Annotated in this window: 19 protein-coding genes; 11 read left to right on the top strand and 8 right to left on the bottom strand. The window is 68.0% G+C overall.

Annotation, left to right across the window (positions count from 1 at the left end; genetic code table 11):
• Position 1: 1 nt before the first annotated feature.
• Both fmt and def read right to left on the bottom strand, forming a co-directional pair.
• Positions 2 to 925: a methionyl-tRNA formyltransferase gene (gene fmt, locus RI032_RS11205; RefSeq protein ID WP_322547018.1), complete on the bottom strand. Its 924-nt coding sequence runs from the start codon at positions 923 to 925 to the stop codon at positions 2 to 4.
• Positions 926 to 1,045: 120 nt separating this feature from the next.
• A complete protein-coding gene (def, locus tag RI032_RS11200; RefSeq protein ID WP_010481177.1) occupies positions 1,046 to 1,558 on the bottom strand; it encodes a peptide deformylase in 513 nt (170 codons plus the stop codon).
• Between the two features lie 126 nt (positions 1,559 to 1,684).
• On the opposite strand from def, the gene RI032_RS11195 reads away from it, so the two are divergent.
• The 9 genes from RI032_RS11195 (at position 1,685) to RI032_RS11155 (ending at position 11,250) form a co-directional block, all read left to right on the top strand.
• The gene (locus tag RI032_RS11195) at positions 1,685 to 2,818 is read left to right on the top strand and encodes a LysM peptidoglycan-binding domain-containing protein (RefSeq protein WP_010481176.1); all 1,134 of its coding nucleotides are present in this window, start codon (positions 1,685 to 1,687) and stop codon (positions 2,816 to 2,818) included.
• A gap of 130 nt (positions 2,819 to 2,948) precedes the next feature.
• Positions 2,949 to 4,076, top strand: coding sequence for a DNA-processing protein DprA (gene dprA, locus RI032_RS11190; RefSeq protein ID WP_322547017.1), 1,128 nt, complete (start codon positions 2,949 to 2,951; stop codon positions 4,074 to 4,076).
• A gap of 43 nt (positions 4,077 to 4,119) precedes the next feature.
• Positions 4,120 to 4,593 carry a DUF494 family protein gene (locus tag RI032_RS11185; protein ID WP_005411195.1) on the top strand — a complete coding sequence of 158 codons (474 nt, stop codon included), beginning with the start codon at positions 4,120 to 4,122 and terminating at the stop codon, positions 4,591 to 4,593.
• A gap of 39 nt (positions 4,594 to 4,632) precedes the next feature.
• Positions 4,633 to 5,391 carry a pilin gene (locus RI032_RS11180; protein ID WP_019338922.1) on the top strand — a complete coding sequence of 253 codons (759 nt, stop codon included), beginning with the start codon at positions 4,633 to 4,635 and terminating at the stop codon, positions 5,389 to 5,391.
• A gap of 49 nt (positions 5,392 to 5,440) precedes the next feature.
• Positions 5,441 to 6,373 carry an RDD family protein gene (locus RI032_RS11175; protein WP_197656509.1) on the top strand — a complete coding sequence of 311 codons (933 nt, stop codon included), beginning with the start codon at positions 5,441 to 5,443 and terminating at the stop codon, positions 6,371 to 6,373.
• Between the two features lie 193 nt (positions 6,374 to 6,566).
• On the top strand, positions 6,567 to 9,053 hold the full coding sequence (locus RI032_RS11170) for a DNA topoisomerase I (protein ID WP_019338924.1): 2,487 nt from the start codon (positions 6,567 to 6,569) through the stop codon (positions 9,051 to 9,053).
• Positions 9,054 to 9,150: 97 nt separating this feature from the next.
• A complete protein-coding gene (tsaC, locus tag RI032_RS11165; protein ID WP_019338925.1) occupies positions 9,151 to 9,741 on the top strand; it encodes an L-threonylcarbamoyladenylate synthase type 1 TsaC in 591 nt (196 codons plus the stop codon).
• 43 nt (positions 9,742 to 9,784) lie between these two features.
• Complete coding sequence (locus tag RI032_RS11160; RefSeq protein ID WP_049413061.1) at positions 9,785 to 10,468, top strand: DUF4124 domain-containing protein; 684 nt, start codon at positions 9,785 to 9,787, stop codon at positions 10,466 to 10,468.
• A gap of 35 nt (positions 10,469 to 10,503) precedes the next feature.
• Complete coding sequence (locus tag RI032_RS11155; protein WP_057504207.1) at positions 10,504 to 11,250, top strand: hypothetical protein; 747 nt, start codon at positions 10,504 to 10,506, stop codon at positions 11,248 to 11,250.
• A gap of 115 nt (positions 11,251 to 11,365) precedes the next feature.
• Here RI032_RS11155 and RI032_RS11150 read toward each other — a convergent pair whose 3' ends face one another.
• Positions 11,366 to 12,142, bottom strand: coding sequence for an SDR family oxidoreductase (locus RI032_RS11150; protein ID WP_010481164.1), 777 nt, complete (start codon positions 12,140 to 12,142; stop codon positions 11,366 to 11,368).
• Positions 12,143 to 12,253: 111 nt separating this feature from the next.
• Between RI032_RS11150 and RI032_RS11145 the strand changes: the two genes are divergently transcribed.
• On the top strand, positions 12,254 to 12,466 hold the full coding sequence (locus RI032_RS11145; RefSeq protein WP_322547016.1) for a hypothetical protein: 213 nt from the start codon (positions 12,254 to 12,256) through the stop codon (positions 12,464 to 12,466).
• A 73-nt stretch (positions 12,467 to 12,539) separates the two neighbouring features.
• Here RI032_RS11145 and sppA read toward each other — a convergent pair whose 3' ends face one another.
• From sppA to RI032_RS11125, 4 genes are all read right to left on the bottom strand, one after another.
• Positions 12,540 to 14,462 (bottom strand): signal peptide peptidase SppA, encoded by a 1,923-nt coding sequence (gene sppA, locus RI032_RS11140; protein WP_019338929.1) that lies wholly within the window; start codon positions 14,460 to 14,462, stop codon positions 12,540 to 12,542.
• A gap of 116 nt (positions 14,463 to 14,578) precedes the next feature.
• A complete protein-coding gene (locus RI032_RS11135; RefSeq protein ID WP_010481157.1) occupies positions 14,579 to 15,943 on the bottom strand; it encodes an MATE family efflux transporter in 1,365 nt (454 codons plus the stop codon).
• A 235-nt stretch (positions 15,944 to 16,178) separates the two neighbouring features.
• Positions 16,179 to 16,763 carry a DUF3106 domain-containing protein gene (locus RI032_RS11130; protein ID WP_322547015.1) on the bottom strand — a complete coding sequence of 195 codons (585 nt, stop codon included), beginning with the start codon at positions 16,761 to 16,763 and terminating at the stop codon, positions 16,179 to 16,181.
• Positions 16,756 to 17,760, bottom strand: a complete 1,005-nt coding sequence (locus RI032_RS11125; RefSeq protein ID WP_010481153.1) for a hypothetical protein — start codon at positions 17,758 to 17,760, stop codon at positions 16,756 to 16,758. The genes RI032_RS11130 and RI032_RS11125 overlap by 8 nt, the downstream gene beginning before the upstream one ends.
• Before the next feature lie 412 nt (positions 17,761 to 18,172).
• Between RI032_RS11125 and RI032_RS11120 the strand changes: the two genes are divergently transcribed.
• Entirely contained in the window at positions 18,173 to 20,350 is a 2,178-nt protein-coding gene (locus RI032_RS11120; RefSeq protein ID WP_134959049.1) for a primosomal protein N', read from the top strand.
• 91 nt (positions 20,351 to 20,441) lie between these two features.
• Here the strand turns inward: RI032_RS11120 and RI032_RS11115 are convergent, their stop codons facing one another.
• Positions 20,442 to 21,062 (bottom strand): glutathione S-transferase family protein, encoded by a 621-nt coding sequence (locus tag RI032_RS11115; protein WP_010481150.1) that lies wholly within the window; start codon positions 21,060 to 21,062, stop codon positions 20,442 to 20,444.
• Positions 21,063 to 21,167: the final 105 nt, after the last annotated feature.

The following is a 21,167-nucleotide window of genomic DNA, read 5'->3' as shown; positions in this document are numbered from 1 at the left end:
CTTATGCCCCCACGCGCAGATCGCGGCGGGCGTTGAGGTAGTCGGCCGCAGTAATCGCCTTGCCACCTTCCCGCTGCAGCACTCGCAGGCGCAGCGCGCCCTGGCCACAGGCGATGTCGATGCCATCGCGGCTGGCGGCCAGTACGGTGCCCGGTGCCTGGCCGTGGTCCGCCTCCAACGCCACCGCACCATGGATGCGCACGCGTTCACCGGCCAGCGTCGCCTCGGCGATCGGCCACGGATTGAACGCGCGCACGGTACGCGCCAGCGCGCCGGCGTCCTGCGCCCAATCCAGCTTCGCTTCGGCCTTGTCCAGCTTGTGCGCGTAGGTCACGCCCTGCTCCGGCTGCGGCCGCGCGATCGGCTTGATGCCGGCACGCAGCAGGCCCAGGCCATCGGACAGCACCTGTGCGCCCAGCTCGGCCAGCTTGTCATGCATCTGGCCACCGGTATCGGTGGCCGCGATCGGCAGTTCCTGGTGCAGCAGCACCGGGCCGGTATCCAGGCCGGCCTCCATCTGCATCAGGCAGACGCCGGTCTTGGCGTCGCCGGCCTGGATCGCGCGCTGGATCGGCGCGGCACCGCGCCAGCGCGGCAGCAGCGAGGCATGCACGTTCCAGCAGCCGTGGGTCGGAATGGCCAGCACCGCCTTGGGCAGGATCAGGCCATAGGCCACTACCACCATCAGATCCGGCTGCAGGTCGCGCAGCTGCTGCTGGGCGGCCGCGTCCTTCAGCGACTCCGGCTGGTAGACCGGAATGCCACGGGCCACGGCTTCCAGCTTGACCGGCGACGGCGCCAGGCCACGGCCACGGCCGGCCGGACGATCAGGCTGGGTGTAGACGGCCACGACCTCATGATGGCGCGCAGCCGCGCGCAGCGATGACACCGCGAATTCCGGCGTACCGGCAAAGACAATCCTCATGGCTACCCCACTTGCAGGATGGATTCGTGCAGGAAAGAAAACGGCGCCGTCGGCCGGCGCCGTACAGCCCGCGCGTGCCGCGCAGGCGCGGGCCACCCGAAGGGTGGCCCGGATTGGCGATCACGCCACGTGCTTGCGCTGCTTGGCCAGCTTCTTGCGCACCATCTCGCGCTTGAGCGGCGACAGATAGTCGATGAACAGCTTGCCGTCCAGGTGATCCATCTCATGCTGGATGCAGGTGGCCAGCACTTCGCCGGCTTCCATCTGCTGTTCCTGGCCGTTGCGGTCCAGGTACTTCACGGTGATGGTATCGGCACGGGTGACGTCAGCGAAGATGCCCGGAACCGACAGGCAGCCTTCCTGGTACACCCGGCCCCCGTCCTTGGCGACGATTTCCGGGTTGATGAACACATGCGGTTCATTCTTTTCTTCGCTGACGTCGATGACCATGAAGCGCTTGTGCACGTCCACCTGGGTGGCGGCCAGGCCGATGCCCGGGGCGTCGTACATGGTCAGGAACATGTTGTCGATCAGTTCCTGGAAGGCCGGCGTGGTGACTTCGGCGGCTTCGATCAACGCAGCCTTGGTACGCAGGCGCGGATCGGGGAACTCGAGAATGGGGAGAAGGGCCATGGCTGTTTCCGGATAGGGGGCCGGCACGCCGGCATACGTCGCAGATTCTAGCTCCAACGCTTGCCTTGCGCCCCGGTTTCTGGACTATAGTGCGCGAACCTGTTGGGGAATCAGGGCTTCACACCTATGTTGCTTCGTTTTCGTACGGTCGTCGCCGCGGCGATGCTGACCGTGGCTGCCTATGCTACCGCCGTGGAAGTGAATGGCGGGCACCCGGACACCTATGTGGTCCGAAAAGGGGATACGTTGTGGGATATCGCCGCACGTTTCCTGCAGAAGCCGTGGCTGTGGCCGGAGATCTGGCAGGCCAATCCGCAGATCGCCAATCCGCACCTGATCTATCCCGGTGACGTGCTCAGCCTGGCCTATCTGGACCGGGTGACCGTCGCTGCCAAGCCCGGCCCGCGCCAGGAAGCCCCGATCGATGCCATTCCGCTGGCCCAGGTCGAGCCGTTCCTGAAGCAGCTGAGCGTGGTCGACAGCATCGAGCAGCTGCCCTACGTGGCCGGCCTGGAGGAAGAACGCCTGCGCGTCACCAGCGGCAGCGCGGTGTACGTACGCCTGGCCGACGCCCAGCTGGGCCAGCGCTGGGCCGTGGTCCGCCCGACCGTGCGCTATGCCCAGCCCAAGCCGACCGAGGACCTGACCGCCAACGGCGACGTCACCCCGGGCAGCGGCAACCTGTGGCGGGCCTACAACGCCCCCAACCACCGCCGCGGCGTGCTCGGCTATGAGCTGGCCCAGGTCGCCACCGGCACCATCACCCATGTCGCCGGCGGCAAGGTCGAGGCGTCCACCCTGGTGCTGGACAAGAACGAGGGCGGCCGCGAGGTGCGTGCCGGCGACCGCCTGGTCCCGGTCGAGGCCAAGCCGTACGACCTGCAGTTCATTCCCCATGTCCCGGCCGCCGGTGTGGAGGGCGTCGACGTGCGCGTGCTGGCCGTCACCGACATGTTCACCGCCGCCGGCCCGCGCGATGTGATCGCGATCTCGGCAGGCCGCGCGCAGGGCGTGGACAACGGCACCGTGTTCTCGTTGTGGCGCCCAGGCCGCCACGTGGCGCACCGCATGAAGTACCCGACCTCGTCGCGCATGGACGATTCGCTCAGCACCGGCGCAGGCCGGGTCTCGCTGCCGGACGAATACGCCGCGCACGCCATGGTGTTCCGTACCTTCGACAACGTCAGCTACGCGCTGGTGATGCAGGGCGTGAAGCCGGTGCGCGTGGGGTTCAACGCACTGCACCCGGACGCGAAGTAGCCATCGCCAGGCGGCCCGGCCACTGCGTGTAGTGCCGGCCTCTGGCGGGCAGGCACCTCCGGCAAAGTCTGACAGCCACATGCGAAGGCGCCCTAGGGCGCCTTTGTTGTATGCGCTCGATAGTGGGGGGATGACCAACCCAACTGACGAGGCGCTGCTGCGCCTGTTGATGGCAGGCGGCGCGCTGGCACCACGTCGGGCGCTGCTGGAGGCCGCAGGCAATGCGGAAATCGCGATCGCGCAGGGCACCGCGAACTGGCGCGCCCACGGCTGCACGCCAGAGCAGTGCGTCGCACTGGAACGCCCGGACGCCCGGGCCTCGGCCGTGGCACGGCGCTGGCTGGAAGACGACAACCAGCACCTGCTGGCCTTCACCGATCCGGCATTCCCCCCGGCCCTGCTGGATGTCCCCAACCCACCCCTTGCGCTGTTCATCGCCGGTGACCCCAGCCTGGCCTGGCGCCCGTCGGTGGCGCTGGTCGGCAGCCGCTCGCCAACGCCGGGCGGACGCGCGCTGGCAGCCCGCTTTGCCGGCTGTTTCGTCGAAGCCGGACTGACGGTGACCAGCGGCCTGGCGGCGGGCATCGACGCCGCCGCCCACCAGGCGACACTCGACGCCGGTGGTTGCACCGTGGCGGTCATCGGCACCGGCCCGGACCGGGCCTACCCGGACAGCCACGCCCGCCTGCAGGCCCGGATCGCTACCGAAGGCGCGGTGCTCAGCGAGTACCTGCCAGGCACGCCGGCACGCCCCGGCCACTTTCCCGCCCGCAACCGGCTGGTGGCCGGGCTGGCACTGGCGACGGTGGTGGTCGAGGCCGCCCAGCGCTCCGGCGCCCTGATCACCGCACGCCTGGCCGCCGAAGCCGGCCGCGAGGTCTGCGCCCTGCCCGGCTCGGTGCTCAATCCACGCGCGGCGGGCTGCCATCGGCTGATCCGTGAGGGTGCTGCATTGGTCGAGCGCCCGGAGGAGGTCCTGGAACTGCTGGCCCCCGCCCTCCGCCAGCAGCTGCCGGGCTTGCAATCACGGTTGGCCACCCCCACTGAACAGGCACCGCCGGTACTCCTGCCGGCGCGCTGGGCCGACGACCCTGACTACCAGTGCTTGTGGCGGGCCCTGGACCACAACCCAAGCAGTATGGATTCACTGATCACGCGCTGTGGATTGACGGCGCCCCAGGTGTCCTCCATGCTGCTGGCCATGGAACTGGCGGGAATCGTGGTGTGCGTACACGGCCGCTACTGTCGAACTCCCTAGTTTCTTCACCTCCACAGCGTCGCGCGACGCAGGCCGAGGGGCAATGAAAGAGAGCATCCTGGACGTACTGCTGTACCTGTTTGAACACTATTTCAGCGAAGATGCGGACCTGATCCGTGACCGCGATTCGCTCCAGAACGGCCTGATCCAGGCCGGTTTCAGCCCAACCGAGATCAACAAGGCATTCGACTGGCTCGATGCCCTGGCCGCGCAGCGGCCGAGCGTGGCCCAGGCACGGGTCGATGGCCCCGTGCGCGTCTACCACGGTCCCGAGCTGGACAAGCTGGACGTGGAATGCCGCGGCTTCCTGCTGTACCTGGAACAGCACGGCATCCTCGACGCCGACCAGCGCGAGCTGGTGCTGGACCGGGCGATGGCCCTGGACCAGGACGAACTGGACCTGGACGACCTGAAGTGGGTCGTACTGATGGTGCTGTTCAACCAGCCTGGCTCCGAGGCGGCGTATGCCTGGATGGAGACGCAGATGTTCATGGACGAGCCAGAACCCCTGCACTGACCGTACACTTGGGGGCATAGCGCATTCAGGAGCGTCCCCGTGAGCGAGTGGTTCCATGCAGAAGGCAACCGGCAGCAGGGTCCGCTGCCAGCGGAACAGTTGGTCGAGTTGTTCCGCAACAACCAGATCTCCCTGGACACCCTGGTCTGGCGCGACGGCCTGCCGCAATGGCAGCCGTTGCGCACCGTGGTCGACGAACTCGGCCTGATCGTGCCGGCGCTGGACGCTGCCACGCCACCCGTGGAACCCGAGCCCGAACCGGAACCGGTGGCACCGCCTCCGCCGCAGCCGCCGGTACTGCCGCCGTCCACCCCCTACACCACCAGTGCATCGGCCACCGCCCTGCCAGCGCCGAAGAAGAAGCTGTCCGGTTGCGCACTGACCGCCATCATCGGCGGCGGCCTGCTGCTGGTGCTGGTACCGATCGTGGCCATCCTGGCCGCCATCGCGCTGCCTGCCTACAACGACTACACCGTGCGCGCCAAGGTCGCCGGCGCAGTGACCGCACTGCAGCCGTTGAAGGACCAGGTGCAGCATTTCGCCGATGACGAAGGCCGTTGCCCCGGTGCCAACGACGCCGGCTTCCCGGCCCCGGGTGACTTCGCCCATGCAGGGCTGTCGGCGGTGAACATCGGTCGCTTCAACAATGGCCACTGTGGCATCGAAGCCACCCTGGCGCTGCCCGGCAAGAGCCTCGATGGCGACCTGCTGTGGCTGGAATACGATCGCGACAGCGGCCGCTGGGAATGCAGTGGCGAAAGCAACGACAAGTACCTGCCGCCGTCGTGCCGCGGCTGAGCCACGCGCACGCCAGCACCTCCAAGGATGATTCAACAGGGAACATGCAATGACTGAGTGGTACTACGCCGAAGGACAGCAACGCCAGGGCCCGCTGCCGGTCCAGGAGATCCGCCAGCGCTTCCAGCGTGGCCAGCTCAACCTGGACACCCTGGTCTGGCGCGAGGGCATGGCCCAGTGGGCTGCACTGCGCCAGGTGGTCGACGAGCTCGGCCTGCAGACGCTGGCCGATGCCAGCACTGCCACCAGCAGCGGCGGCTTCGACCTGCGTGGCGACTATGCCGCCATCGACAACGGCAGCGCCCCGCTGCCCGGCACCGGCGCACTCAGCAGCTCGCCATACAGCGCTCCAGCCGCCGCCGGCAGCGGTGGCCACGCACAGCCGGTGGTTGGCGGTGAAGTGGTCTACGCAGGCTTCTGGAAGCGTGTGGCGGCCTACATGATCGACTACTTCGTGCTGGTCATCCCCGGCAGCATCATCGGTGCCATCCTCGGTGCGATCCTCGGCGCCAGCATGGGCGCGGTGGGCAGTGGCGAATCGGCCATCGAGATCGTGGCGCAGCTGGCCAGTGCCCTGATCAACCTCTGCATCGGCATGGCCTACTACACCTGGTTCCACGCCTCGCAGGGCGGCGCCACGCTGGGCAAGATGGCGGTCGGCATCAAGGTCGTGCGTGGCAACGGCGAGCGCCTGACCAAGGCGCGCGCATTTGGCCGCTACTGGGCCATGCTGCTGAGCAGCTTCACCCTCGGCATCGGTTTCCTGATGGCGGCCTTCACCGAGCGCAAGCAGGGCCTGCACGACATGATCTGCGACACCCTGGTGGTCGACCGCTGGGCCTACACCGACCAGCCGCAGCTGCAGCGCCGCGAGCTGGGCACGGTGACCGTGCTGGTGCTCGTGCTGACCGGCCTGCTGTCGCTGGCGGGCGTGGTCCTGCTGGTGTTCGCGGTCGGCTTCATCGCCAAGATGGCCTCATGAACGGCCATCCTCACGCCTGGCTGCTTGACATGGGCTGGCCGGGCGTGATTCCTCTAATAAGGTGAAACCTGAACGCCCGGCACATTACCGGGCGTTCAGTTTATGGATTTGCCCGTGGCCGCTTCACTAATGCGGCCGTTTGCTCCACCCTAGCGGCCCCTCTCCCCCGGTCCGCCCACAGACCTTTCCTGACATGCCCAAGCACCTGCTCATCGTCGAATCGCCGGCCAAGGCCAAGACGATCAACAAATACCTCGGCAAGGACTACACGGTCCTGGCCTCGTATGGGCACGTGCGCGACCTGATCCCGAAGGAAGGCGCGGTCGACCCGGACAACGGGTTCGCCATGCACTACGACGTGATCGACAAGAACGAGAAGCACGTCGATGCGATCGCCAAGGCCGCCAAGGGCGCCGACGACATCCTGCTGGCCACCGACCCGGATCGCGAGGGTGAGGCGATCAGCTGGCACATCGCCGAAATCCTGAAGGAACGCGGGCTGGTCAAGGACAAGCCGATGCAGCGCGTGGTGTTCACCGAGATCACGCCGCGCGCCATCAAGGAGGCCATCAGCCAGCCGCGCGCGATTGCCAGCGATCTGGTCGATGCCCAGCAGGCGCGCCGCGCGCTGGACTACCTGGTCGGCTTCAACCTGTCGCCGGTGCTGTGGCGCAAGGTCCAGCGTGGCCTGTCCGCCGGCCGCGTGCAGAGCCCGGCGCTGCGCATGATCGTCGAGCGCGAGGAAGAGATCGAAGCCTTCATCGCCCGCGAATACTGGTCGATCGCCGCCGAGTGCGCACACCCGTCGCAGCACTTCAACGCCAAGCTGATCAAGCTGGACGGGCAGAAGTTCGAGCAGTTCACCATCACCGATGGCGACACCGCTGAAGCAGCGCGCATGCGCATCCAGCAGGCCGCGCAGGGCTCGCTGCATGTCACCGATGTGGCCAGCAAGGAGCGCAAGCGCCGCCCGGCGCCGCCGTTCACCACCTCCACCCTGCAGCAGGAAGCCTCACGCAAGCTCGGCTTCACCACCCGCAAGACCATGCAGGTGGCGCAGAAGTTGTATGAAGGCGTGGCCATCGGCGACGAAGGCACCGTCGGCCTGATCTCGTACATGCGTACCGACTCGGTGAACCTGTCGCAGGACGCGCTGGCCGAGATCCGCGATGTGATCGCCCGCGACTACGGCATCGCCTCGCTGCCGGACCAGCCGAACACCTACCAGACCAAGTCCAAGAACGCCCAGGAAGCGCACGAAGCGGTGCGCCCGACCTCGGCGCTGCGCACGCCGGCCCAGGTCGCACGCTTCCTCACCGACGACGAGCGCCGCCTGTACGAACTGATCTGGAAGCGCGCCGTCGCCTGCCAGATGATCCCGGCCACGCTCAATACCGTCAGCGTCGACCTCTCGGCCGGCAGCGAGCACGTGTTCCGTGCCAGCGGTACCACCGTGGTGGTGCCCGGCTTCCTGGCCGTGTACGAAGAAGGCAAGGACAACAAGAGCGCCGAGGACGAGGACGAAGGCCGCAAGCTGCCGGCGATGAAGCCCGGCGACCGCGTGCCGCTGGAACGCATCCAGGCCGAACAGCATTTCACCCAGCCGCCGCCGCGCTACACCGAAGCGGCGCTGGTGAAGGCGCTGGAAGAGTACGGCATCGGCCGTCCCTCGACCTACGCTTCGATCATCCAGACCCTGCTGTTCCGCAAGTACGTGGAAATGGAAGGCCGCAGCTTCCGCCCGTCCGACGTCGGCCGCGCAGTGTCCAAGTTCCTGTCCAGCCACTTCACCCGGTACGTGGACTACGACTTCACCGCCAAGCTCGAAGACGAGCTCGACGCCGTCTCGCGTGGCGAAGAAGAGTGGATCCCGCTGATGGCCCGCTTCTGGGAGCCGTTCAAGGAGCTGGTGGAAGACAAGAAGGAATCGGTCGACCGTGCCGAGGCCAGTGGCGCGCGCGAGCTCGGCACCGACCCGAAGACCGGCAAGCCGGTCAGCGTGCGCCTGGGCCGCTTCGGGCCATACGCCGCCATCGGCAGCACCGCCGAAGATGCCGAAGAAAAGCCCAAGTTCGCCTCGCTGCGCCCCGGCCAGTCGATGCACACCATCTCCCTGGAAGACGCGCTGGAGCTGTTCCTGATGCCGCGCGCGCTGGGTGAGGACAAGGGCGAGCCGGTCAGCGTCGGCATCGGCCGCTTCGGCCCGTTTGCCAAGCGCGGCAGCACCTATGCCTCGCTGAAGAAGGAAGACGACCCGTACACCATCGACCTGGCCCGCGCCGTGTTCCTGATCGAAGAGAAGGAAGAGATCGCGCGCAACCGGATCATCAAGGAGTTCGAGGGCAGCGACATCCAGGTGCTGAACGGCCGTTTCGGCCCGTACATCAGCGACGGCAAGATGAACGGCAAGATCCCCAAGGATCGCGAGCCGGCATCGCTGACCCTGGCCGAAGTGCAGCAGCTGATGGAAGAAACCGGCAAGCCGGTGCGCAAGGGCTTTGGCGCCAAGAAGGCCGCCGCGAAGAAGGCCCCGGCCAAGAAAGCAGCGGTGAAGAAGGAAGCGGCGCCAAAGAAGGCCGCTGCAAAGAAAGCGCCTGCCAAGAAGGCCCCGGCCAAGAAAGCGGTAAAGAAGGCCGCCGCCAAGAAGGCCCCGGCGAAGAAGGCCGCTGCAAAGAAGTAGATCCACGCCATGCGTGGATGAGGGGCAAGGTGTGCGGACCAGCGGTCCGCACCTACCGTCCGCGCCGACCACCCCTTCTGCACGCAGCCGGGGGATAATGAAGGCCCACGCCGGGCCGGTCGCCGCCATGAAAGAACTCACCCTGGACTCTGCTGTCGCCACGCTCCGCGCGGGCGGCGTGATCGCCTACCCGACCGAAGCGGTCTGGGGCCTGGGCTGTGATCCCTCGCACGAAGCTGCGGTGCACATGGTGCTGCGGCTGAAGCAGCGCCCGATCGAAAAAGGCATGATCCTGGTCGCGGCCGAGCTGGCGCAGCTGGAAGGCTGGGTGCGCCTGCAGGCGCTGCCCGACGCCCGCCAGCGCGCAGTACTGGCCAGCTGGCCCGGCGCCAACACCTGGATCCTGCCCGCCGGCCCGCGCGCGCAGCCCTGGGTCACCGGCGAACACAGCGGGATTGCGGTGCGCATCAGCGCACACCCGCTGGTGGCCGAACTCTGCCGCGCCTGGGGTGGCCCGCTGGTCTCCACCAGCGCCAATCTGGCCGGCGAACCACCGGCGCGCAGCCGCGAAGAGCTGGATCCGCGCCTGCTGCGCCTGCTCGACGGCATCCTTGACGGACAGACCGGTGGCCTGGCCCAACCCACCCCCATACGCGACGCGCTCAGCGGCAACGTGCTGCGCTCCTGAGCTGCCGATTGCACTGCCGCGGACAATCACGCACGCTGCCGCCATGAGCCTGCTGCGCGCCACCTTCAGCCTGTGCCTGCTGCTGCCGTGGACGGCGTCCGCCGCCGGGGCCGAGGACGTGCGGGTGTACCGCTGCGTTGCCAGCAACGGCGCCGTTGCCCTGCAGGACACGCCCTGCAACAGCGGCCGCCAGCAGGTACGCGACCTGCAGCGCCCGCGCGATCCCGCTCCACGGGTGGTACGCAGTGATGCCACGCCTCCGCCGCCCAGCGAACCCCCGGTCATCCGCGAGCGCGAAGTCCGCCACGTCTACATCCAGCCGCCGCAACCGATGTACGAATGCGTGAGCGAGGATGGACGCCGCTATACCAGCGACAACAACGAAGGCAATCCGCGCTGGGTGCCGCTGTGGACCAGTGTCTGGCTGCCACACGGCCATCGGGGCCCGGCCTACCCGGGTCCGCGCCCGGCCATCGGCACGCCGATCGGCGAAGGCGCGGGTTATCGCCCTCCCTCGATCGGCATGGGCGTGCAGGTCCCGGCCGGCAGCGTGCTGGTTCGCGACAGCTGCCATGCGTTGCCGCCGCAGGAAGTCTGCGCGCGACTGAGTGACCGCCGCTGGGAGCTGGATCGCCGTTACAACAGCGCACTGCAGAGTGAACGCACCGCCATCAGCAACGAACAGCGCGGCATCGATGCGCGCCTGTCGCGCGATTGCGAACGCTGAGCGCAGCAGGCCGTCGCAGCCTGTACGCTGTGCGCATGAACCGAGTGATCTGGCTGCTTCTGGTGCTGCTGCCTGGAAGCGCGTTGGCCGAAGAGGGCGTGATCTACCGCTGTACCTCCAGCAGCAGTGACGTCCCTACCCTGCAGCGCACGCCGTGCCCCACCGGCAGCAAGCAGCAGGTGCTGCGCATACCCGACCCGGCCAACTCGCAGCCGGCCGCCGCTGCACCTGTGGCGGCCGAACCTGCACCCGCCCCTGTCGAAACACCCGCGCCGGTGCCGGCCGGAGCGGCCGTTGCCCCTGCGGCCCCAGCGAAACCACGACGCGCGGATGAAGGACGCACGATCATGGAAGCAGGCATGGTCGAACACGAAGGAGACGACCAGATCCTCGACAGCGCGACGCTGCGCCGCGATGCCGAGGCCCGCGCCGCCGCAGGTGATGGTCCACCGAAGCCGCCACTTCCTCCGATCTTCCAGTGCACCGACAGCCAGGGCGGCGGCTACCTGTACGAGTACGAGGCCGCGCCCGGCCGCTGCGAGCTGATGACGGTACAGGGCCTTGGCGGAGTGACGCCGGTGAACGCCGCCAGCTGTGAAGTGGTGCGCGACCACTGCGAAGCGCTTCCCGAAGCGCAGCGCTGCGGTGGTTGGCAGCAGCGCTTCCGCGATGCCCGCGGCCGTGAGCGCTTCGCCGCGCCGGAGAACCGCGATACCGCGCGCGGTGAACGCAAGCGGCTGCAGGACGTGCTGGAAGCCAGCAACTGCCCGGTACCGGGGTGACAGCGGCGGCATGGCCGCACCTGCCCATGGGGTGGATCTGTTGTAGAGCCGAGCCATGCTCGGCTGCCGTTGGCGGAGTGCAGCCGAGCAAGGGCTCGGCTCTACAGCAGAGCGATCAGAACCCGTAGCGCAGGAATCCACCATCCACCGCGATGCACTCGCCGGTGACATAGCTGGCCGCCGGCAGGCACAGGAAGCCCACGGCTGCAGCCACTTCCTCCGGCTCGCCGATGCGGCGCATGGGCGTGCGGTTGATCACTTCCTCGTAGTAGTCCGGGTCCGCCAACGGCCCGGACGTGCGCCGCGTGCGGATGTACCACGGCGCCACCGCGTTGACCCGGATGCCATCCTCGGCCCACTCGACGGCCAGGTTGCGGGTCATCTGGTGCATCGCCGCCTTGGTCATGCCGTAGACCACGCCGCTGCGCACATGGGTCAGGCCGGACACGCTGCCGACGTTGACGATGGACGACGACGCGTGGCGGGCCAGCAACGGATGCGCGTAGCGCGACAGCTCGAATGCCGAGAACAGGTTGGTCTCGAAGATCTTCCGCCATTCATCCTCGGAATACTCGGTGGCCGCCTTGGTGACGTTGCCGCCGGCGTTGTTGACCAGGATGTGCAGGCCATCGCTGTGGTCCTCCACCCAGTCCAGGATCTGGCGGCGGTCCTCGTCGTCGGAGACATCGGCAGCCAGTGCATGCACTTGCATCTGCGGATACACGTCCAGCAGTTCGTCACGCGCCGTCTCCAGCATGTCGATATCACGGCCGACGATCATCAGATCGGCGCCGAAGCCGGCCAGTTCATGCGCGATGGCAAGGCCGATGCCGGCGCTGGCGCCGGTGATCAGGGCGGTCTGGCCGTCCAGGCGCCACCGTTGCTGGGTCATGTGCTCTCCGGGGCCGCGCCCGCTGTGTTTCGATGCGGCAAGGATACGCGCTCACGGCCGCCCCCTGCCGAGGATGCGACACTGCCCGCACGCCCATCACGGAGTGCCGCCATGCGCATCCTGATCCTGTCCACGTCCCTGCTGGTCACCGTGCTGCTGTCCGCTTGCCAGCGCCCGCCCACGCCGAATCCGGAGAAGCCGCCGGAACCGCAGGCCATGGCCCGTGCGATCCAGCAGCCACTGGACCGCGCCAAGCGCGTGCAGAAAACCGTCGATGACGCCGCTGCGAGCGAGCGCAAGGCCGAGGCTGACGCCACGCAGTAACCCCGCAAACGAAAACGCCCGGCCAAGGCCGGGCGTTTCCAGTAGATCCACGCCATGCGTGGATGGCTTCTGGTCAGAACCCGCAGAAGCAGTACGCCAGCGCCTTCACCGGCGTGCCGTTGCCCTTCTCGCGGGCCGCGTTCTCGACAAAGCGCAGCTGCGTATCCACTTCCGGCATCGTGCGCGCCAGCACCATCCGTGCCATGCCCGAGTCGGACAGCATCCAGGCACCGGCACGGCTGCCGGCGAAACCGCTGACGAACTGCGCGAACGGCGTTGCCGCCTTCTCGATGTAGCGCACGCGATAGGCATCGGCCTTGCCCAGCTTGGCGCGGCTGGCGGCATCGGCCACGGCATCCTTCAAGCCACCGAAGGCATCGACCAGGCCTCGTTCCTTTGCCTGCGCACCGCTCCACACGCGGCCACGGGCCACTTCGTCGACGGCCTCGACCGGCTTCTTGCGGGCGTCGGCGACGCGACCGGTGAAGTCGGCGTAACCCTTGTTGATTACCGACTGGATGACCTGGCCCACAGCCGGATCCATCGGGCGGGTGACATCGAACGCCCCGGCGAAACGGGTGGTGCCGACACCATCGGTGTGCACGCCGATCTTGTCCAGCGCGCGGCTGAAGTTCGGCACCATGCCGAAGATGCCGATCGAACCGGTGATGGTCGACGGATCGGCATAGATGCGATCGGCGTTCATGCTGATCCAGTAGCCACCGGAGGCGGCCAGGTCGCCCATCGACACCACCACCGGCTTGCCGGCGGCCTGCAGGGCCACCACTTCACGGCGGATCTGCTCGGAGGCGAACACTTCACCACCCGGCGAATTGACACGCAGCACCACGGACTTCACGTTCTCATCGTCACGCGCGGCACGCAGCAGCGCCGAGGTCGATTCGCCACCGATGCGGCCGGCCGGGAGATCGCCGCCGCTGATTTCGCCGGCGGCCACCACCACCGCCACCTGCGGACGGTTGTCGACCGGGTTGCGGCGCGCATCGAGCTGGCCCAGGTAGGTGCCGAAGTCGACGTTGCGGAAACCACCGTCGGCATCGTCGTCGGCCACGCCGCGCTCGATCATCAGATCCTCGAATTCCTCGCGGGTCTTCAGTGAAGTCACCAGCTTCTGCTGCAGGGCGAACTTGGCCAGGTCACCACCGGCAGCGGCGATGCCTTCCGGCAGCGTGTCGATGCCGGCGGCCAGCTGTGCCGGGTCCAGGCGACGGGCCTTGGCGATGTCGCCCAGGTAGCGCTGCCACACGTCGTTCATCCAGAACAGGTCGGCTTCCTTGGAGGCCGGCGACGCAGCATCGAGCACGTACGGCTCGGCCGCGGACTTGTACTCGCCCACCTTGAACAGGTGCACGTCCACGCCGAGCTTGTCCTGCAGGCCGGAGCGGAAATACTGCCGGTAGCGGCCCAGGCCCTCGAGCACCACCGACCCCATCGGATCCAGGTAGACCTCGTCGGCCTGCGCGGCCAGCAGGTACTGCGACTGGCCCATGCTCTCGCTGTAAGCCACCAGCTGCTTGCCGGAGGCGCGCAGGTCCTGCAGTGCGGCGGCGACTTCACGCAGCGAGGCGAAGCCCGACGGCTGCAGCTTGTCCAGCTCCAGCACCACGCGTTCGATCTTCTTGTCTTCCTTGGCCGACTCGATCACCCGCAGCAGGTCGCGCAGCTGGATCTCTTCGGCACCGTTGTCGCCCACCGCCTTGGCCAGCGCACGGCTGACCGGATCAGCGCTGAACTGCTCGACCAGGCGGCCTTCCGGCGCGATCACCAGGGTGGTGCGGTCCTGCAGCGATTTGCTGGCACCGGCGCCCATGCCGGCAGCGATGACGAACATCACCAGCAGCAGGAACAGCAGGCCGAAGAACACCAGGTTGAGGATCAACCGGCGGGTGAAGTTCATGACGTCCCACAGCCCGATGAAGAAACTGGCGACGGGGTTGCGACGCGCCGGGGGCAACGGGGGCACGGGTTGATTCATGGAACGCTCCGGATGGCTTCTTGCCGTGGTGCCAGCATAGCCGGTGCCGCGTGATGCGGCATCGGACACAAGTCAGGGGATCGCCCGCCACGGGTCATCGCGGCGGGCGGGGCAAATCAGGACAGTACGGACTGGCCGATGCGCAGGCTGCTGCGCCGCAGGCGCCAGCCCATCAGGATGGCGGCGGCGGTCAGGCCGACGATCAGGCCGATCCACATGCCCTGCGGGCCCATGCCCAGCCCCAGGCCGAGCCCGGCGCCGAGCGGCATGCCCAGGCCCCAGTACGCGAACATGGCGATGAACATCGGCACGCGGGTGTCCTTCAGGCCGCGCAGTGCGCCGGCGGACAGTACCTGGATGCCATCCGGGAACTGGAAGGTGGCCGCGTACAGCAGCAGGGTGGAGGCCAGGCCGGCCACCGCCAGGTCGTTGGTGTAGACACCGACGATGGCATCGTGGCCGAACAGCAGCACCGCCGCCGACAACGTCTGCGTGCCCATGATGATCGCGTAGCCAGCCCACGCCGCACGGCGCACGCCGAAGCCATCGCCACGGCCGACTGCATGGCCGACCCGCACGGTGGTGGCTTCGGCCACGCCCATCGGGATCATGAAGCACAGCTGCGCCACGTTGATCGCGATCTGGTGCGCGGCCGCTTCATTGGCACCGAGGCGGCCGATCAGCAGCGCGGTGACGATGAACAGGCCGCCCTCCATCAGCACGGTGATGCCGATCGGCAGGCCGGTGCGCAGCAGATCCCAGATCGCCTTCCAGCGCGGCCCTTCGAAGTGCGAGAACAGCTGCAGGTGGGCGAAGCGCTTGGTGAACCACAGGTAGGTGGCGAAGGCGATCGCCTGCAGCCACATCATCACCGCCGAGGCGATGCCCAGGCCCTCGGCACCCATTTCCGGGAAGCCCAGCTTGCCGTTGGCCAGCACGTAGCCCATCGGCGCCAGCACCAGCAGGCCGCCGAAGCCGAGCAGCATGGTCGGCAACGTCCAGTGCATGCCCTCGCTCAGATAGCGCATGCAGAAATACAGGGTCAGCGCCGGGCCGCCCCAACGCACCGCATGCAGGAACGCGGTGGCGCCCGGCACGATGTCCGGCGCGATGCCGAAGGCCGGCAGCAGCGGCGGCACCACGGTGAGGAAGGTGAACATGATCAGGCCCAGGCCCAACGCCAGCCACAGTGCCTGGCGGAACAGCGGGCCGATCTCGCGCTCGCGGCCGGCGCCATGCAGCTGCGACACCGAGGCCGTGAGCGAGATCAGGGTGCCGATCGGGATCAGCATCGGCAGCCACAACAGCGCCGTGCCGATGGTCACCGCGGCCAGGGTCGCGGTGGCGTGGTGGCCGGCAATGACGTTGTCGACGAAGGAGATCAGACCGGTGGATACATGCCCGAGCACAAGCGGCAGGGCGAGCAGACCGGTGGCGCCGACTTCCTTGCTGAAGCGCGGCGTGGAGGTTGCAGTAGACATAAGGTGCTTGACGCGAACTGCGGTTGCGCGCGAAGGGCACAGGCACCGGGTTGCGGCCGGTCATCTTACGCGTGCAGCGCGCGCATTCCCATGACATGGCGTGGATGCTGGGTTCCGGCAGGCCCCAGCATCACGCGTTGCGATCGCGTTACGAACAGGAAAGGGGACGGAGGGGATTAAGTCGTTTCCAGCCCGACTGTGCCGAACACGACTTAATCCCCTCCGTCCCCTTTGTTTACTGACCCGCCTGGCGCTTGAGCCAGGTGTCGCGCTCGGCGGCCGGCACCGCGAGGAACGCGCTGCGAACCGTGTCGCGCTCCTGCGGCGGCGTGCGCTGCGCGACCAGGGTGAGCTGGGCCAGCTGCGCCGGGCTGAGCTGGCGCAGCACGGCCAGCGCGGCCTCACGCTGTTGCGGCGGCACGAACCCGAACAGGCCGTGCAGCTTGGGGAACTCCAGGCCCAGCTGCGGGCCCAACCGCCAGCCTTCGCGGAACGCCTGGTCCTGCGCCTGGAACTGCTGGCGCAGGCGCTGCTGCTGGTCGGCTGGCAGTGCATTGAATCGCGCAGCGGCCTGACGGATCCGCTCGCGCTCGCCCTCCGGCAGGGCGCGCCAGGCCGCGTAATCGGCCCGACGCTGGCGCTGCTGCGGGGCGTCAAGCTGGGCGAACGCGGCGGGTGTCGTGCTTGTGATGGCCGGGGCCGTAGCCGCCGGTGAACTGCCAGGCACTGGCGGCGGCAGCGGCACGTTCAAGGTCTGCGGCGCGGCGGACAGCGACAACGGCAGGGCCAGCAGCAGGCTGGCGAGCAGGGTCTTATTCATCGGCGGCAGCGGTTTCCAGCGTGGCACTGGCCGGCTCGGGCCGGCTCGGCTTGGATTGTGATTCGTCCACCGGCAACGGGCCGCCAGCAGCGGTCCACGCATACAGATCAGCATCGGCCACCAGCGGATAGTCGCGGTCGGCCAGCATGGTGGCGTCGTCCGTAGCCTGCGCAGGGGTCGCGTCCGGCGTGGCGTTGACCTTGCTTGGCGGCAGTGCTTCCACCGTGACGGGGCCCGCCTCACCGACCACGCCTTCCGGCAGCGGTGCGTCGCTGCCAGACGAATGGCCCTGCCAATAGCGCCAGCCCAGCGCGGCTGCCAACAGCACAACCACGGTCACCAGCAGGATCAATGGACCGCGCCAGCGCGGCTTTGCGTTCGAACGGCGGCGCTTGCCATTGGCAGCCGTGCGATCTTCACGCTGCGGCGCACGCCAGCCGGAGGTCGGGGCTTCATTGTTGGCCGCCGGCGCGGCCGGCTGCTGCAGCTGCTGCAGGCGTTTGGCGGGCAGGTCGCGGATGCGCAACTGCACCTGTTCGGCCAGCTGGCGCCAGGCCGAGGCATCGGGTTGGCCGTGCGCGTCACGCGGGCAGGCCTCGGCCAGCAGGTGCTGGTAGCCGGCTTCATCCTGGTCAAGCACGCGCATGGCGATACCTTCATCCAGGCTGCCGCCCACCCGCAGCAACAGCGCCAGGCGCGGCAACGGTCCCATCTCGCCCAGCGCGGCCAGCGGCGGTTCCCACTGGCCGCCCACCGGCTCGCGCAGCGCCTGGCGCTGGCCCAGCAGGGTCCAGAAGCGGGTCGGCCACTGCGCCATCGGCAGGTCACTGGCGACCGCGGCAAAGGCACGCATCACCGCCACCAGGGTCTGCTCGGCACGCGCGGCATCGCCGCACTGCAGCTCAGCCACCACCAAGGCGCGGCGCTCGACGCCACGCAGGAACGCCGACAGCGCGCCGGCCGCGGTCGAGGAAACAGGGGCGGGCACAGCCGTCATCGGTCACTCCAAAGGTCTGGGGGAATGATAGCGGCAGGCAATCGACGCCCGTAGGACTTGCGCCCACGGATACTTCGTGCTGCAGGTTGTGCACAGCACCACGCTCCCGGCGCGGGAAACTGCGGCATGCAGCTGAATTCACTCTGTTTCAGCAATGTTTCACACTTAAGCCCTTGATTTTGAATTCTTTTTAAGTATGGCGATTTTTTGACCAACCCAAGCGTGAGCTCGTCGCCATCGGCCTCCTGCGTTCCCGTCGACCGGTAACGCACAACGTTATCCACAGAACATGTGGATAAGCCTGAATCTCCAATGGACACCGATATTTAGGTGACATTTATGATTCAACGGGCGCCGCTCCGCCGTCTCCCACCCCGCCATTCGCGCGCGCATGGCCCGGTACACTGGCCCGATGCTTTCACCGATTCCGACCCTGCAGGTCGCCCTGCCCGTCCCCCTGCCCCGCCTGTTCGACTACCTGTCGCCGGAGGGCGATGGCCCCACGGTTGCGGTCGGCTGCCGCCTGAAGGTGCCGTTCGGCAACCGCGAGCTGGTCGGGGTGGTGGTGGGGCACGGCCAGACCGACGACGGCCAGGGACTGCGCCAGGCGTTGGCCTGGTGCGACCCGCAGCCGCTGCTGCAGGGGGAGCTGTGGCAGAGCCTGCAATGGCTGGCGCGTTACACCCACGCACCGCTGGGCGAAGTCCTCAGCACCGCCCTGCCCGGCCCACTGCGCCATGGCGACACCCTGCCTGACACCCATCACTGGGGCTGGCAGCTGACCCCCGAAGGCCATGCCCAGCGCGGGAAGCTGCGCGCCGGCAGCCGCCCGCGACAGTTGGCAGAACTGCTGGCCGAAGCCGTCGTGGACGAGGACGTGCTGGGCGAACGCATGGAGGACTGGCGGACCGCCGCGCGCAGCCTGGCCAAGCGTGCGCTGGCCGAGCGCGTGGCGATGACGGTGGCACCGCAGCATGCGCAGCCACTGCCCGGCCCCACGCTCAACCCGGACCAGGCCGAGGCCGTGGCCGCGATCAACGCTGCCGAAGGCTTCCAACCCTTCCTGCTGGATGGCGTGACCGGCAGCGGCAAGACCGAGGTCTACCTGCAGGCCATCATCCACTGCCTGGCACAGGGCAGGCAGGCGCTGGTGCTGGTGCCGGAAATTGGCCTGACCCCGCAGACCCTGGCACGCTTCCGCGGCCGCCTCGGCATCGCCGTGCATGCACTGCATTCGGGGTTGAACGACAACGAGCGCGCGCGCGTCTGGGCTGCGGCTTCGCGTGGCGAGGCACGGGTCATCGTCGGCACCCGCTCGGCGGTGTTCACGCCATTGCCGCAGGCCGGGCTGCTGATCATCGACGAGGAACACGACGGCAGCTACAAGCAGCAGGACGGCATCCGCTATCACGCGCGCGATTTCGCTCTGGTGCGCGCCAAGGCGCTGGGCATTCCGGTGCTGCTCGGCAGTGCCACCCCTTCGCTGGAAACGCTGCACAACGCCTATGCCGGGCGCTACACCCACCTGCGCCTGAAGCAGCGTGCCGGTGATGCGCGGCCACCGCGCGTGCGCATCCTCGATGTGCGCAAGCGGCCGCTCCACGATGGCCTCTCGGCTGATGTGCTGGCCGGCATCGGCGAGCACCTGCAGCGCGGCCAGCAGGTGCTGGTGTTCAAGAACCGCCGTGGCTACGCGCCGGTACTGCTGTGCCACGACTGCGGCTGGACCGCGCCGTGCAACCGCTGCGATGCACCGATGACCGTGCATGGCGGCGGCCGTCGCCTGCAGTGCCATCACTGCGGCGCGCGGCAACCGGCGCCGCTGGCATGCCCGGCCTGCGGCAGCCTGGCGCTGCAGCCGCAGGGCATCGGTACCGAACGCCTGGAAGAGCATCTCACCGCGGCCTTCGCCGATTTCCCGGTGGTGCGCATCGACCGCGGTACCACGTCGCGACGTGACGCGCTGGAACAGCAGCTGGCGAAGCTGGGCGACCAGCCCGGCATCCTGGTCGGCACGCAGATCCTGGCCAAGGGCCACGACCTGCCGAAGCTGACCCTGGTAGTGGTGGTCGGCATCGACGAGGGCCTGTTCTCGGCCGATTTCCGCGCCAGCGAGAAGCTGGCGCAGCAGCTGATCCAGGTGGCGGGCCGTGCGGGCCGTGCACGTGATCCCGGCGAGGTCTGGCTGCAGACCCATCACCCCGGGCACCCGTTGCTGGAAACCCTGGTGAGTGGTGGCTACCACCCGTTCGCGCAGGCCGAGTTGAACCAGCGACAGGCCGCCGGATTCCCGCCGTTCGCGCATCTGGCGCTGATGCGTGCCGAGGCGCAGCAGGTGGAGCATGCCAATGCATTCCTGCTGGCAGCGCGGCAGCTGCTAGGCGAGCAGGACGTGGTGGAGGCGTATGGGCCGATGCCGGCGCCGATGCCGCGCCGGGCCGGTTACCAGCGCACGCAACTGCTGCTGTCTGCCGTGCAGCGACCGCCATTGCACGGCGTGCTCGGGCAACTGGTTCCGCAGCTGTATGCGCTGCCGGAAGCACGCAAAGTGCGCTGGTCGCTGGATGTGGATCCGACGGACCTGTATTGATCCGGTAGGTGCTGCCGGGCACGGCTCGGCACTACGGTAGAGCCGAGCCATGCTCGGCTGCTTCTCTTTCCAGGAAAAGACCCGTCCCCGCTTACGTCAGCGGCGACATCACGCCGCGCTGGTAGGCCGGCCGCTCGCGCAGGCGCGCATACCAGTCGGCCAGGTGCGGCAGTTCCGGGCGCTGGATCGGCAGTTCGAACCAGGCATAGATCAGCGAGCCCAGCGGGATGTCACCCATCGCGAATTTCTCACCCGACAGCCACGGCTGTTTGGCCAGCGTGGCATCGGCCATCGCCAGGTAGTCACCGGCACGCACGATGGCGGCATTGATGCGCGATTCGTCACGGTCGGCCGGGGCGGTGCGCATGATGCCCCAGATCAGGTCGGTGTACAGCGGCGCCATCCGCGAGGTGCTCCAGTCCATCCACTTCTCGGCCTGGGCACGCTCCATCGGGTCTTCGGCGTACAGGGTGCCCAGCGCGTAGCGGGCGCTCAGGTAGCGCACGATGGCGTTCGATTCCCACAGCGGCAGGCCGTGGTCTTCGATCACCGGCACCAGGCTGTTGGGATTCATCGCCTGGTACTCCGGCGTCTGCGTGCCGCCGTGGCTGCCACCGACTTCGATGGATTCATACGGCAGGCCGATCTCCTCGGCGCACCACAGCACCTTGCGGACGTTACTGGAATTGCGGCGGCCCCAGATCTTCAACATGCGGATTTTCCTTGCTGGCAATGCGAGCGGCAACGATACGCCTGATCGGGTGGGGTGTGTGCGTGCCGGATGCGGGATCTTGCATCCGGCGTTGCCGGCCAGCGG

Source organism: Stenotrophomonas geniculata (assembly GCF_034508895.1).
Taxonomy (GTDB): domain Bacteria; phylum Pseudomonadota; class Gammaproteobacteria; order Xanthomonadales; family Xanthomonadaceae; genus Stenotrophomonas; species Stenotrophomonas geniculata.
The sequence above is the reverse complement of the archived record's forward strand: the minus strand, read 5'-3'. Positions and strand labels throughout refer to the sequence as shown.

What these genes read in the sequence shown, in the direction of transcription:
- RI032_RS11150 (WP_010481164.1), bottom strand. Translation starts at nt 12,142, where the DNA reads ATGACCCAGCAACGGTGGCGCCTGGACGGCCAGACCGCCCTGATCACC.
- RI032_RS11120 (WP_134959049.1), top strand. Translation starts at nt 18,173, where the DNA reads ATGCTTTCACCGATTCCGACCCTGCAGGTCGCCCTGCCCGTCCCCCTG.
- RI032_RS11155 (WP_057504207.1), top strand. Translation starts at nt 10,504, where the DNA reads ATGAACCGAGTGATCTGGCTGCTTCTGGTGCTGCTGCCTGGAAGCGCG.
- RI032_RS11145 (WP_322547016.1), top strand. Translation starts at nt 12,254, where the DNA reads ATGCGCATCCTGATCCTGTCCACGTCCCTGCTGGTCACCGTGCTGCTG.
- tsaC (WP_019338925.1), top strand. Translation starts at nt 9,151, where the DNA reads ATGAAGGCCCACGCCGGGCCGGTCGCCGCCATGAAAGAACTCACCCTG.
- sppA (WP_019338929.1), bottom strand. Translation starts at nt 14,462, where the DNA reads ATGAATCAACCCGTGCCCCCGTTGCCCCCGGCGCGTCGCAACCCCGTC.
- RI032_RS11170 (WP_019338924.1), top strand. Translation starts at nt 6,567, where the DNA reads ATGCCCAAGCACCTGCTCATCGTCGAATCGCCGGCCAAGGCCAAGACG.
- RI032_RS11185 (WP_005411195.1), top strand. Translation starts at nt 4,120, where the DNA reads ATGAAAGAGAGCATCCTGGACGTACTGCTGTACCTGTTTGAACACTAT.
- RI032_RS11115 (WP_010481150.1), bottom strand. Translation starts at nt 21,062, where the DNA reads ATGTTGAAGATCTGGGGCCGCCGCAATTCCAGTAACGTCCGCAAGGTG.
- RI032_RS11125 (WP_010481153.1), bottom strand. Translation starts at nt 17,760, where the DNA reads ATGACGGCTGTGCCCGCCCCTGTTTCCTCGACCGCGGCCGGCGCGCTG.
- RI032_RS11135 (WP_010481157.1), bottom strand. Translation starts at nt 15,943, where the DNA reads ATGTCTACTGCAACCTCCACGCCGCGCTTCAGCAAGGAAGTCGGCGCC.
- dprA (WP_322547017.1), top strand. Translation starts at nt 2,949, where the DNA reads ATGACCAACCCAACTGACGAGGCGCTGCTGCGCCTGTTGATGGCAGGC.
- fmt (WP_322547018.1), bottom strand. Translation starts at nt 925, where the DNA reads ATGAGGATTGTCTTTGCCGGTACGCCGGAATTCGCGGTGTCATCGCTG.
- RI032_RS11175 (WP_197656509.1), top strand. Translation starts at nt 5,441, where the DNA reads ATGACTGAGTGGTACTACGCCGAAGGACAGCAACGCCAGGGCCCGCTG.
- RI032_RS11195 (WP_010481176.1), top strand. Translation starts at nt 1,685, where the DNA reads ATGTTGCTTCGTTTTCGTACGGTCGTCGCCGCGGCGATGCTGACCGTG.
- RI032_RS11160 (WP_049413061.1), top strand. Translation starts at nt 9,785, where the DNA reads ATGAGCCTGCTGCGCGCCACCTTCAGCCTGTGCCTGCTGCTGCCGTGG.
- def (WP_010481177.1), bottom strand. Translation starts at nt 1,558, where the DNA reads ATGGCCCTTCTCCCCATTCTCGAGTTCCCCGATCCGCGCCTGCGTACC.
- RI032_RS11130 (WP_322547015.1), bottom strand. Translation starts at nt 16,763, where the DNA reads ATGAATAAGACCCTGCTCGCCAGCCTGCTGCTGGCCCTGCCGTTGTCG.